Here is a 12,295-nt window from a genome sequence, read left to right on the forward strand (position 1 = left end):
CAGTCGACCCGGGTGCCGCGACCGGCGGCCACCGACCGCCCTGCGGGCAGCAGTGACCGGAATCCGGTGCCGCGGCCAGTAGGGTGGATCTCGTGGGCATACGACTGCTGGGGCCGATCGAACTGCGGACCGCGGCGGGCGTCCCCGCCATCGTGGCCGGGCCCAAACAGCGGTCCGTACTGGCCCTGCTGGCCGTCGAGTTCGACCGGGTCGTCCCGCTCGACCGGTTCTTCGCGCTGCTGTGGGGCGACCAACCGCCGGCCCGGGCCAGGGCCGCCCTGCAAGGCCATGTCGCGGCCCTGCGCAAGGCCTTGGCCGGAACCGCCTTCGAACTCCGCACCCGGGCGCCGGGCTACCTCCTCACCGGTGACCCGACCCGGATCGACCTCTGCCGGTTCGAGACGCTGGCCGCGCGCGCCGAGGCCGTCCAGGATGACGACCACTCGGCGGCGGACCTGCTGAAGCAGGCCCTGGACCTCTGGTACGGGCTGCCGCTCGCCGACCTCGCCGACACCCCGCTGTGCCGGGACCTGGCGGACCGGCTCGGCGAGGCCCGGGCCCGGGTGCTGGTCGCCTGGGCGGAGCGGCAACTGCGCCTGGGGCTCGGCGCTGCGGCCGTGGCGGAGTTGGAGAGTTACGTCCGGGCCGACGGGCTGCGCGAGCCGGCGGTCGCGCTGCTGATGCGCTGCCTGCTGCAGGACGGCCGCGCCCCCGACGCGCTGGCCGCCTACCACCACGCCCGGACCCGGCTGGACGACGAGCTGGGCATCGCGCCGGGCCCCGCCCTGCAGGACGCACTGCGCGCCGTCCTGGGCACGGACGGCGCGCGCCCGGCGCTGCCGGCCCGGCGCGACACCGGGGCGGCTCCCGGACAGCGCCCTCCCGCGGCGGAGCAGCCGGCCGCACATGAGCGGCCCGCGGTGGCGGCCACCGGCTTCGCGCTGCCCCGACTGCCGGACCATCTGGTCGGCCGCGCCGAGGAGTACCGCCGGCTGGACCACCTGTGCGGGCCGCAGCCGGCCGGCGGCGGGATCGCCGTCGTCACCGGCCCCGCCGGGGTGGGCAAGACCGCCACCGCGGTGAGCTGGGCCCGCCAGGCCCCGGGGTTCCCGGACGGCCGGCTCTTCGTACCGCTGCGCGGCTTCGACCCGGCCGGACCCGCCGCGCCCGCGGAGGTCCTGGGCGCACTGCTGCGCGCGCTGGGTGTCCCGGAGGCCGCGCTCCCGGACGAACCGGCGGCCCGCGCCGCGCTCTACCAGCAGGAGGCCGGCCGGCGCCGGCTGCTGGTGGTGCTGGACGACGCCCGGGACGCGGCGCAGGTCGCCGGACTGCTCCCGGCCGGGCCGCACTGCGTCACCGTCATCACCGCCCGCGCCACCCTCGAGGAGCTGACGGTCACCCAGGGCGCGACCCTGCTGCAGCTCGGCCCGCTGCCGGAGGCCGACGCGGCCGCCCTGCTGGACAGGCTGCTGCCGCCCGGCCGGGCGCAGGCCGGCCCGGATGCCCGGGCGGGTGCCGGTGCTCGTACGGGTATGGGTGCGGGCGCCGGTGCGGGCGCGGGTTCAGGTGCGGGTTCAGGTGCGGGCGCGGGCGCCGGTGCGGGTGCGGGTTCAGGTGCGGGCGCCGGTGCGGGCGCGGGTTCAGGTGCGGGTTCAGGTGCGGGCGCCGGTGCGGGCGCGGGTGCGGGCGCGGGTTCAGGTGCGGGCGCCGGTGCCGTGCGGCGGCTCGCCGCACTCTGCGACGGGCTGCCGCTCGCCCTGCGGACCGCCGCCGCCCGGCTCTGCGCCCGCCCGACCTGGAGCGCGGCCACCCTGGCAGCCGCGCTGGAGGACGAACGCACCCGGCTGCAGACGCTGGACACCCCCGGCCCCGCCGGCCTGCGCAGCCGGCTGATCATGACGTACCGCCACCTGCCGTGGGACGGCGCGCACCTGCTCGCCCTGCTGACCGTGCACCCCGACCTCCCGGTGGACAGCGGCGCGGCGGCGGCGCTGCTCGGCAGCGACCGGCCCCGGGCCCGGCGGGCCCTGGCCGCACTGGCGGACCACCACCTCCTCGCCGAGGTGTCTCCCGGCCGCCACGCGCAGTCCGGGCTGGTCCGCAGCTTCGGCGCGGAGCTGCTGGCCGAGCAGGGCGACGCCGTCGGACGCGCCGCCGCCGGCCGGCTGTTCGACCACTACCGGGAGGCGCGGGGTCACCGCGCGGCACTCCCCGGGACCGACCGCCCGTCGTTCACGCCCCGGGCGGCGGCGCCGGCACTGACCTCGGCCGGGGCCCCGGCCGCGCCGGATCCGGTGTCGACGACGGCACCGGCCCGGCCGGACGACGGGGGCCCGGGCCCGGCCGAGGGTCCCGCCCGGACCCGGACCGGGCGGGAACGACCCTGACGGGACCGGGACCGGAACCAGGACCGGGCCTGATCCCGGAACCGGGTGCCGTGCCCGGCTGTCGCAGCCGGGTGTCGTCAGGTTCGCCTGATCGGCGTCAGCGCCTTCGGGCCGGTCACCGGTGGGCCCTCCCGGTAGAAGATGTCGATGTCGACCTCCTCGCCGCCGACCGTCAGGGTGTCCCAGGCCCCGCTCGCGAGCAGGGTCCGGACGGTCTCGCCCTTCAGCTGCGCCAGGCGCTCGCGCAGGGCCGCGTCGTCGGGCATGCCCGCGATCCGCGGCGCCAGCCGGTCCCTGATCTGCCGTAGTTGGACCAGCAGGGCCTCGCGGTCCGCCGAACCGTCCTCGCCCTCCGGCAGGCCCTCCTCGATGCTCCGGGCGATCCGGTCCTTGATGGCGCAGGCGACGCCCTGCTGGTCGGTGGTCACCATGGCGTTCCAGGCGCGGCTCTTGTGCCGGTACTGGAGCATCGACATCGCCGCCTCGTGCCGGACGAAGTCGGCGTCCCGGAAGGACCGGCCGCGCCAGGCGTTGTTCAGCGAGCGGGCGAGCGAGATGGCCGAGGCCAGCCCGCTGTTGAGGCCGCGACCCGGCCAGAAGTGGATCGCGTTGGCGGCGTCGCCGAGCAGGAACCCGTACGTCCCGGGGGTGTTGGCGGTGGCGGAGTACAGGTGGGCGGTGAACCGCGGCCGCTGCACCATGTCCAGCCGGAACCCGGTGACGGCGCTGAGGTTGTCCTCGGTGACGCCGAACAGCGCCAACCCCTCCAGGACCCGCTTCCACAGCGCGGAGCCCTTGACCAGGGCGGGCAGGAACAGCGTGCCGTGGGTCGAGCAGCGGAAGTCGCCCTCCTCGTCCCGGCCCATCAGGCACGGCCGGGAGGCCACGCACTGCTCGAAGACCTGCCGGACGGGGTCGACCCCGATCACCTCACGGGCCTCCGCGTCGGTCAGCCGCATGTTCAGGAAGCCCTCGCCGCGCAGCGAGTTGAGCAGGAACCGGTTCTGGGCGACGGTCAGCAGGACGGCCGTCGGATCGGGCAGGTCGGACTTCACCCGCAGGCCGAGCACGACGTCCTGGACGTGCTGCCCCGCCAGCGAGTAGATCGAGGTGTCGGGGGTGCCGAACTTGTCGGTGAAGAACTCCCGCGTCCGGGAGCGGCCGCCCTCGCAGATGGCGAGCACATGGCCCTTGGCGACCTCCTCGCGCTGCTCGGCCGGGTCGAAGTTGGCCGGCACCAGCCGGATCCGGTCCGCCTTCTCGTTCGCCAACTCCAGCAGGACGTCCTCCACATGGGCGATCCGGATGTTCCGCGGGCCGAAGCCGCGGATGGAGTCCGGCCCGGCCGGCCACATCTCGGAGAACGCCTCGGCGGTGAACAGCCGCGCCTGGACCTCCTCGGGGAGGTTCAGGAACTGCCGGCTCTGGACGGTCACCACCTGCTGGCGCCGGACGTTGCCCTGCGACTCGTTCTTCCAGACGACGCGCGGTCCGTCCTGGATCCAGCGCCCGTCGTGGACCGTGACGGACACCCGGCGCCCCAGGTGGTGCTCCAGCAGCAGGGCGAAGGCGAGGCCCACCGGGCCGCCGCCCGAGACCGTGACGTGCAGGACGGGCTCCGCCACGGCGGGCGCCAGGTGGAAGACCTCGGTGATGGTCTCCATCGAATCGGCGACCTCGAAGGCGAAGACCTCCCCGCCGATCGTGATCAGGTCACCGGAGGTGAGCACCCGCGAGGTCACCGGGGCGCCGTTCACCAGCGTCCCGTTGCGGCTCCCCCGGTCGTGCAGGATGTAGCGGTCACCGTCGCGGACCACCTCCGCGTGCAGCCGCGAGGCGCTCCCGCTCGCGATCACCACGCCGCTGTCGCCGCTGCGGCCGAAGGTGACCGGTTTGTTGCCGATCGGGAACCGCCGTCCGGCCAGGGGCCCCTCACGCCCGATGATCGCAGCTGGCATCGTCACTCCGCTCCTTGAGTCTCTGGGTGCTCGGCCGTGTCCGGGCCTGGACCGGCGGCCCGCGCGGGCCGCCGAACGCATCTCGCCAACATCGTTGTGGTGGACGGTCTTCGGTAGGCTCGCGCGGCCGGCCGACCGGCCGTCGGGACGCGAGACTGCTGGTGAATGCGCTTGCGGGGGAAGCGGTTCGGCGTGAGGAACGCCGGGCGCCGATTCGGCGTCCGGTCCAAGAGTTGTGGCAATGGGCAGCCGCGCGCAAGGTCATGACGCCGGAAGTTGCAGACCAGTTGCACGATGGTTGCAAGCCGGCGTCGATCACTGCTTCGGATGGGACGCCAGAGCAGCGGGGTGCAGCGGGGACGTCCGAGCGGACTGTCACCGGCCACGCCGGTTCGCGTACAGTCCGTGCTGTCGACGCTCCGTCAGGGACGATCCCTCCGCGGCCGAACAGGAGAAGACCGGTGGCCACCCAAGCCAGTCCCGTACCCGTCCCCCCGAACGCCTCCGGAGCGCCGCCCGTCCCCGAGGTGGAGCCCGCCCTGGTGGAGCGGTGGCGCTCCTCGGGCGCCGACCTGGTCGACCTGCTGGCCCAGGCGCGCGAGCTGCTCGGCGGTGTCGCCGCAGTCCGGCTGGGGCCGGACCCGACCGTCCTGGTCACCGACCCCTCGGCGGTCCTCCGGGTGCTGGCGCAGCGGCCGGACCAGTACGTCAAGCGCTCCCACCGCGCCCGGCTGCTGATCGGTGACGGCGTGCTGGCCGCAACCGGCGAGGCCTGGAAGCAGCAACGACGGGTGCTGCAGGCCCAGTTCACCGGAACCGGGATGCGCCGCTACGAGCAGCGGATCACCGCGGCCGCCCGGCGGACCGCCGAACGCTGGGCCGGCCACGCCCGCTCCGGGCAGGCTGTCGACGTCGGCCTGGAGATGCGGACCTTCGCCCTCGACACCATCTGGCGCTCCCTCACCGGGCATCCGCTCGACGCCGGCACCGAGGACGAACTGGACGCCGTCGGCTCGGTGGTGGCGGCCCTGCCGACGCTGACCGACGGCCCGCCCGGTGCCCAGCAGGCCGTCGCCGCCGACCTGGCCAGGATCGACGCCGTCGCCGCCCGGGCGATCGAGGCGGCCCGCGACGGCTCGGCCGGCCCCGACGGCCCGGGCCTGCTGCACGTCCTGCTGGACGCGGCCGTCGAGCGCCCCGAGTACACCGACCGGCTGATCCGCGACGAACTGGTCACCCTGCTGGTGGCCGGCCACGAGACCACCGCCACCACCCTGACCTGGCTGTACCTGCTCCTGGACCGCCACCCGGAGGCGCGCGAGCGGGCACTCGCCGCCGGCGGCGAAGGCTCGCCGGAGCGCCGCGAAGCCGTCCAGGCCCTGGTCAGCGAGACCCTGCGGCTCTACCCGTCGGCCTGGGTCCTGCCCCGGTACGCCACCGCGGACGACGTGCTGGCCGGCCACCGCGTCGAGGCGGGCACCGATCTGCTGGTCTGCCCGTACCTCACGCACCGGGACCCGGCCCTGTGGCCGGAGCCGGAGCGGTTCGACCCCCGCCGGTTCACCGTCCCGGGGCTCCGGCCGGCCGTGCCGGGCAGCTATCTGCCGTTCGGCCTGGGGCCTCGGGCCTGTCTGGGGCTGCAGTTCGCGCTGCGCGAGTCGACCGTGCTGCTCGAACACCTGCTGCCCGCCTACACCCTGGCCTTCCACTCCGTGCCCGCAGGGGCCGCGTACAGCATCACCGTCCGCCCGGACGGCCCGACGCCGGCGACCCTCACGGCGGTCCCCGTCCGGGGCTGACGCCCGGGGCCGGGCCCTGCGGCACGGGGCGCCGCGGGGGGGTCGTCGGGCGCGGACCTGGCGGCCCGGGGCGGGGCCCTGGCCGGCGTCTCAGCCGGCGGCCAGGGTGTCCGGGTCCTGGACGACGGTGTTCTGGGCGGCGGCGATGCGCCAGACGCCGTCGTCCTTGGCCAGGAACCAGGTCGGGGTACCGGGGAGAGCACCCGGGTGGTCGACGGCGAGGGCGGCCGGGTCGGGGTGGCCGCGGAAGATCTCGTCGAGGTGCACCCCGTCGCGGGTGACGGGGCGCTGGCGGACCTTGACGGCGGCGATGTCCGGACGGATGAAGAGGATGTGGACGGGCCGGTAGCCGGCTGTGGTGGGCGAGTCCGCGGTGGGCGGCAGCACCTTGCGGGTGAAGGCGGCGATCTCGTCCAGGCCGGTGAGCAGCCTGCCGTGCCCGGTGGTCCAGATCGCGTCCTCCCGGAAGTGCCGCAGGAAGTTCTCCGGCGACGCGTTCTGCTGGGCCCGTTCGACGTCGGCGACCAGCGCCACCACGGCGTCCACGTCCTCCCGTGGAACGGCGACTCCTGCGAGCTGCGGACTCATGGCGGATCCCCTCCAGGCTGTCGGGCGGCTCCCTCCCGATCGGGGGAGCTACCTACCCAGCCTCCAAGGTGAAGCGCACTTCAAGTCAAGGGATCCGCGGCGTCCGCGAAGCCCCGCCTCCGTGATCCGCCACGGGGCTCCCGACCGCCGGTCCGGGGCCTGACCGTTCCGCCGGGTTCGGACGGGCGCCCCGCCTTCACTGCCCCGCCGCCTCCCGGGTGATCCGGTCGAACTGCGCGCCCATCGCCTCGGCCAGGGCCTGGGCGGCCGAGAGCGGCCGGACCATGACCATGAACTCGTCGATCTTCCCGGCCTCGTCGAAGTGCAGGAAGTCGCAGCCCTGGATCTGCTTCCCGCCCACGGTCGCGGTGAAGACCAGGGCGTGGTCGCGGCCGTCCGGGTCAGCGATCTCACGGACGTAGGTGAAGTCCTCGAAGACCCGCATCGCGCCCCGGAGGATCGCCGCGGTGATCGCCTTGCCCGGGTAGGGCTTGAAGACGACCGGGCTGGTGAAGACGACGTTCTCGGCCAGGAGGGCCGCGACGGCCTCCTCGTCGCGGGTCTCGACGGCCTTGCGGAAGGGGTGCACGGGCCAACCTCTCGATAGTCAACAAATTGAGTAGGTGCTTCAGTGAGTATCCGCGCGGGCCCGCCCGGTGTCCAGAGCCCGCGCGAAGGCCGCTCGCGCCACCTGGCCGACCGCCGGAACGAGCACCGGTCCGAGCACCGGAGCAGCCGCCCGACCGGCCGCCGCGCACCCCGTCACGGGCCCCGGGCGGCCCGTCCACCTGGTGCTAGGTTGACGGGATGGCATTGCGCAACGCGGTGATGGCCGCCCTGCTGGACGGTGAGGCGTCCGGGTACGACCTCGCCAAGGCCTTCGACGCCTCGGTCGCCAACTTCTGGATGGCCACACCGCAGCAGCTCTACCGGGAGCTGGAGCGGATGGAGGGCGACGGGCTGATCACCGCGCGCGTGGTGGAGCAGGAACGGCGTCCCACCAAGCGGCTCTTCTCACTCACCGAGGCCGGGCTGGCGGCCGTACACGCCTACACCGCCGAGCCGGCGGCCAGGCCCACCGCCGTCCGCGACGAACTGATGGTCAAGGTCCGGTGCGCTGACGTCGGCGACCTCGGGGCGGTCCGGATCGCCGTGGCGCAGCGGATCGAGTGGGCGACGGCCAAACTGGCCCGCTACGAACGCCTCCAGGTCCGGTTGCTGAACGGCCGGAGCGAGGAGCAGTACTTCGCCGGGGCCGAGCGCGTCGGCCCCTATCTGACCCTGCTGCGCGGGATGGCCTTCGAGCAGGAGAACATCCGCTGGGGCGAGCTGGCGCTACGGGTGCTCGAACAACGGGCCGCCGTCCGCGGCTGAACCCGCCCGTGATGGGACCGGCCCGTGATGGGACCGGCCCGAGGCTGAGTCGGTCCGAGGCTGAGTCGGTCCGCCACCGGCGCGGCGGCCCCCCGACCACGGGCGGGGCGCAGGGCCCGACGGCGAGGACGCGGCGGGCCGCCACGGCGCCCGTGGGCCGGGCGCCGTGGCGGTCGGCGGGACGACCCGTACCGGGAGGCTAGGCCAGCAGGGACCTGACCGCGCGGCAGGTCACCGCCGACGGCCGGTGGATGCCGATCCGGCTCGCGACGGAGCGGATACGACGGTTGGTGGCCTGTTGCGGGAGGTAGTTGCCGGAGTCGAGCAGGACGATGGCCAGGCGCATCGCCTTGAGGCGGCGGTTGTGGTCCTCGTACCAGGCCCGGGGCAGCCCGGGCGGCAGGGGCTGCGGGGCGGGCGGTCCGAGACGGCGACGTGGGCGGGCGGGTGCTGCCGCCTTGCGCTTGGGCATGGAACGGCTGACGGTGGCAGCGGACATCGGCGACCTCCTGGTGCGGCGGTGGGGTGCTCACTGACAACACCTATGATATGAGGCGGGTCTGACAATCGACCCGGTCCGGCGTAGGCCGACCGCCCCTGATCCGGCGCGCGGGCCGGAGCGGACTCAGCGGGCCCGGCGGCCGGTGACGGTGACCCAGCCGGCCGGTGTGCGGGTCCCGCCGAGGGTGAGCCCGCCTCCGCCGACGCGGTCGACCGCGACGGCCCGCCCCGGGCAGTGCGCGAGCAGCCAGCCGGCCAGTTCGGCGGCGGCCAGCGGGGCGGCGAGCCCGTCCACCGTCCAGGCCGCCGGCCCGCCGAGGACCGCCCGGCCGACCCGCTCCAGCCAGGCCGTGAGCCGGCGCGGGGAGCCGGCCGGGGCCTCCTCGTGGACGGCCGGCTCCAGCAGTGGGAGGGCCCAGCGGGAGACCTCGGACGCGGGCCCCCGGGCCCACAGTTCGGGACGCCCGTGCCGTCGGAACATCAGCTCGGCCTCGCCGTCCTCGATCCTCCGCACGCTCGCACGGGTGGCACGCGGCAGCGGCGCGGCGCCCGCCAGCAGGCCCGGCCGCGGCACCGGCCCGCTCCCCCACCCGGCCGCCAGTTCGCCGAGCCATCGCGCGAGATCGCGCACGGTGGACGGCGCCCGCTCCTCCAGCACGGCGGGCGAGCCCAGCAACCCGGCGTGCCCCGCCAGGGCGTCGGCGCGGGAGCCGAGGATCAGCCGGAAGGCAGCGTCCGTCCCGCTGCGCTCGGCGGCCGCCAGCGGTTGCAGCGACAGCAGGACGGTGTCCCGGCGGCGCAGCAGGGTCACGCCGAGCGGCTCGGCGAGGGCCGTGCCAGGCCACTCGAACCCGGGCATCCCGCCCGGCAGCAGTGGCGACAACCGGCCCAGCCAGCCGGCCAGTTCGGCGGGCGCCTTGATCCGGCCGACCAGGGGCACGGTGCCGGCCGGCACCCCGGCCGGCGTGACGTGGAGGATCCGCACGCCGGGGCCGTCAGGGCCGAGGTCGGGTTCGGTCGTGGGTGCGATCTCCAGGTGCGGCTCGGCGAACCGCCGGCCGCCGGAGGTGCGGACGTACAGGCCGTCCACGCCCTCCGCGGTGAGCAGTTCGGCCACCGCGGCCGGCGCCAGACCGCCGGCGAGCACCACGCCGTAGGGCTGGTCGGGCCATCGGACGTCGCCCCGGACGACGTACCCGTCCGGTTGCGGGCCGGCCAGCCGCTCCCCGACCAGCTCCAGCCAGGCGGCCAACGGCCCGTCCCCGGCCCGCCACTCCAACGGATCGCGCACGCTTCCTCCTCGTCGCCGGGCCGTCGGCCCGGTCCTTCGGCTCACGCCGCCGGCGGCCCGGTCGGGCTGCCGGCCACCCCGCCCGACCCGCTGGCGACCTCGCTTCCACCACCGGCCGCGGCTCCGTCCCCGGCCTCGACTCCGTTCCCGCCCCCGCCCCCGGCCCCGGTTCCGGTTCCGGCTCCGGCTCCGGCCAGGACGCAGAGGCGGACCAGCTCGTCGAGGCGGTACCCGGGGCCGGGCCGGTCCGAGGGCTCCAACAGCCCTTCCGTGAGCAGCCGTTCCATTATCCCGGACCGCTCCGGCGGCGTCCCGGGAGCAGCCGGTCCGGCAGCCGACGGTCCGGCAGCCGACGGTCCGAGGGCGGGCACGGCGTCCCCGGCGGGCCGGGCGGCCCCCGCCGCCGGCGCGGCCCGGGCGAGGTCGCCGAGGGCGGCCGCCAGCTCGGCCGGCAGGCGGTGGTGCGCCCGCCGGAAGTCCGCCTCGACGCACAGCTCGCCGACCCGCAGCTCGGCCAGGCGGCGGCCCTCGTCCCGCAGTCGGGCCGCGAAGGCGGCGAGGCTCCAACCGGGCCGCGCCGAGATCCTGGTGGCGGCGATCCGCAGCGCCAGCGGCAGGTGCCCGCAGGCGGCCGCGACCGCCTCGGCGGCCGCCGGTTCGGCGGCGATCCGGGCCGTCCCGGCGACGGCGGCGAGCAGGCCGGCCGACTCCTGCGGGGTGAGCCTGCCGAGCCGCAGGCCGGCCGAGAGGGTGAGGCCCGGCAGCGGCCCGCGCGCGGTGACCAGCACGGCGCAGCGGGGGCCGGCGGGCAGCAGCGGGCGGACGTGTGCCTCGTCCGCGGCCTCGTCCAGGACGACCAGGAGCCGGCGGTCCGCCGTCACCGCGCGGTAGAGCGCGGCCCGCGCGGCGGTGCCGGCCGGGATCTCCGCCGCCGGGACGCCGAGCGCCCGCAGGAAGCCGCCGAGCACGGTGGCCGGGTCGGCGACGTCGCCGCGGGCGCCGCCGAGGCCGGCGAAGAGCTGGCCGTCGGCGAACTCGGCCCGGACGGTCCGGGCGGCCCGTACGGCCAGGGTGCTCTTGCCCGTCCCCCAGCCTCCGTGGACCAGCACCACGGCGGGGCCGCCGGCCTCCGCCCGGTGGGCGGCGAGGGCCGCAGCGACCGCACCCACCTCAGCCACCCGGCCGGTGAAGTCACCAACATCGGAAGGCAGTTGAGCAGGTGCGGCGCCGAGGGCGGCACACCGGGCCGCCGGGCCGGGGCCGGTCGCCGTCACACCGGCGGGCGGAGCCGCAGACGCCGGTGGCAGGTCCGCGCACAGGATCCGCTGCCGCAGCTCCCGCAGCTCGGGGCCGGGGCGGACGCCCAGCTCGGCGGCCAGCGTCCGCGCCGTGGTGTCGAAGACCTCCAACGCCTCCGCCTGCCGGCCGCCGCGGTAGAGGGCGGTCATCAGCAGCGCCGTCAGCGGCTCGCGCAGCGGGTGTTCGGCGCACAGCGCGGTCAGTTCCGCCACCAGGCCGGCCGGGCGGCCGAGTTCGAGTTCCAGTGCGAGGCGGTCCCGCAGGACGGCCAGCCGCTGTTCGGTCAGCCGCGCGCGCTCCTGCTCGGCCCACGGACCGGGGAGGCCGGCCAGGGCCGCGCCCTGCCACAGGGCCAGGGCCCGCCGGTACAGCCCGACGGCGGCCGCCGCGTCGCCGGCGTCGCGGCGCCGGGCCGCGTCCGCGGCCAGCGACGCGAAGGCCACCGCGTCGAGGCTCCGCCCGGGGACCTCCAGGGCGTAGCCGCCGTCCCGGGAGAGCAGGGTACGGGTGCCGGCGCCGGGCGGATCGATCACCGCTCGGAGCCGGGAGATGTGGTTGCGCAGCACGGCGGCGGCGGAGGCGGGTTCGTCCTCCCCCCAGAGCCCGTGGGCGAGTTCACGGGCCGGGACGGCGCGGCCGGCGCGCTCGGCGAGCATCCCGAGGACGGCCTGGCGCTGCCCGGAGCCGGTCGGCAGCTCCTGGCCGGCGCGCCGGATCCGCATCGGACCCAGCACCGCGATCGTCAGCTCCGCCACGACTCCACCCCCGTGCCTCTCCCCGTGCCCCGCGACCGCGGGCGGCGGACCACGACCGGGCCCGCGGGGCGGGCCCGGGGCGTCGGCCGGGTCGCGGGCGGACCAGGGCGAAGGGGACAGTGTGCCACGACATCCGAGGTCACCGGCCCGGGCGGAGCCGCACCGGGCCGGCCGCGGGTACGGTCCGCGCCCGATCACACCGGCCTGCCACCGGGCCGGCCGGGCCGTGGGGCCGGGCCGCCCGTGTCCCGCGCGGGACGATGTGCGGGCCGGGCCGCCCGCTGGGTAGGTTGGGCCCTCGTAGCAGCCGTACGCGCCCCGGTTCCCCCTCGAACCCGGCCGG

9 protein-coding genes are annotated in these 12,295 nt (G+C 76.3%); 3 read left to right on the top strand and 6 right to left on the bottom strand.

The window, feature by feature from the left end; all coding sequences use genetic code 11:
• The first annotated feature begins 92 nt into the window (after positions 1 to 92).
• A complete protein-coding gene (locus OG689_RS44750; protein WP_323189254.1) occupies positions 93 to 2,387 on the top strand; it encodes a BTAD domain-containing putative transcriptional regulator in 2,295 nt (764 codons plus the stop codon).
• A 77-nt stretch (positions 2,388 to 2,464) separates the two neighbouring features.
• Here OG689_RS44750 and OG689_RS06170 read toward each other — a convergent pair whose 3' ends face one another.
• The gene (locus OG689_RS06170; protein ID WP_266318434.1) at positions 2,465 to 4,345 is read right to left on the bottom strand and encodes an FHA domain-containing protein; all 1,881 of its coding nucleotides are present in this window, start codon (positions 4,343 to 4,345) and stop codon (positions 2,465 to 2,467) included.
• 461 nt (positions 4,346 to 4,806) lie between these two features.
• Between OG689_RS06170 and OG689_RS06175 the strand changes: the two genes are divergently transcribed.
• Positions 4,807 to 6,144 (top strand): cytochrome P450, encoded by a 1,338-nt coding sequence (locus OG689_RS06175; protein WP_266318436.1) that lies wholly within the window; start codon positions 4,807 to 4,809, stop codon positions 6,142 to 6,144.
• Between the two features lie 90 nt (positions 6,145 to 6,234).
• Here the strand turns inward: OG689_RS06175 and OG689_RS06180 are convergent, their stop codons facing one another.
• Both OG689_RS06180 and OG689_RS06185 read right to left on the bottom strand, forming a co-directional pair.
• The gene (locus OG689_RS06180; RefSeq protein WP_266318437.1) at positions 6,235 to 6,732 is read right to left on the bottom strand and encodes an SgcJ/EcaC family oxidoreductase; all 498 of its coding nucleotides are present in this window, start codon (positions 6,730 to 6,732) and stop codon (positions 6,235 to 6,237) included.
• Between the two features lie 196 nt (positions 6,733 to 6,928).
• Positions 6,929 to 7,321, bottom strand: a complete 393-nt coding sequence (locus tag OG689_RS06185) for a nuclear transport factor 2 family protein (RefSeq protein ID WP_266318439.1) — start codon at positions 7,319 to 7,321, stop codon at positions 6,929 to 6,931.
• 218 nt (positions 7,322 to 7,539) lie between these two features.
• Here OG689_RS06185 and OG689_RS06190 point away from each other — a divergent pair, with 218 nt between their 5' ends.
• Positions 7,540 to 8,106: a PadR family transcriptional regulator gene (locus OG689_RS06190; RefSeq protein WP_266318441.1), complete on the top strand. Its 567-nt coding sequence runs from the start codon at positions 7,540 to 7,542 to the stop codon at positions 8,104 to 8,106.
• Between the two features lie 199 nt (positions 8,107 to 8,305).
• On the opposite strand, the gene OG689_RS06195 is transcribed toward OG689_RS06190, so the two are convergent.
• The 3 genes from OG689_RS06195 to OG689_RS06205 all read right to left on the bottom strand — a co-directional run bounded on the left by OG689_RS06195 (position 8,306) and on the right by OG689_RS06205 (position 11,952).
• Positions 8,306 to 8,578 (bottom strand): hypothetical protein, encoded by a 273-nt coding sequence (locus OG689_RS06195; protein WP_266326897.1) that lies wholly within the window; start codon positions 8,576 to 8,578, stop codon positions 8,306 to 8,308.
• A 153-nt stretch (positions 8,579 to 8,731) separates the two neighbouring features.
• The gene (locus tag OG689_RS06200) at positions 8,732 to 9,898 is read right to left on the bottom strand and encodes a hypothetical protein (RefSeq protein WP_266318443.1); all 1,167 of its coding nucleotides are present in this window, start codon (positions 9,896 to 9,898) and stop codon (positions 8,732 to 8,734) included.
• A 41-nt stretch (positions 9,899 to 9,939) separates the two neighbouring features.
• Positions 9,940 to 11,952: an AfsR/SARP family transcriptional regulator gene (locus OG689_RS06205; protein ID WP_266318445.1), complete on the bottom strand. Its 2,013-nt coding sequence runs from the start codon at positions 11,950 to 11,952 to the stop codon at positions 9,940 to 9,942.
• Positions 11,953 to 12,295 lie beyond the last annotated feature (343 nt).

It is taken from the genome of Kitasatospora sp. NBC_00240 (assembly GCF_026342405.1).
GTDB lineage: Bacteria > Actinomycetota > Actinomycetes > Streptomycetales > Streptomycetaceae > Kitasatospora.

What these genes read in the sequence shown, in the direction of transcription:
- OG689_RS06170 (WP_266318434.1), bottom strand. Translation starts at nt 4,345, where the DNA reads ATGCCAGCTGCGATCATCGGGCGTGAGGGGCCCCTGGCCGGACGGCGG.
- OG689_RS06180 (WP_266318437.1), bottom strand. Translation starts at nt 6,732, where the DNA reads ATGAGTCCGCAGCTCGCAGGAGTCGCCGTTCCACGGGAGGACGTGGAC.
- OG689_RS06195 (WP_266326897.1), bottom strand. Translation starts at nt 8,578, where the DNA reads ATGCCCAAGCGCAAGGCGGCAGCACCCGCCCGCCCACGTCGCCGTCTC.
- OG689_RS06190 (WP_266318441.1), top strand. Translation starts at nt 7,540, where the DNA reads ATGGCATTGCGCAACGCGGTGATGGCCGCCCTGCTGGACGGTGAGGCG.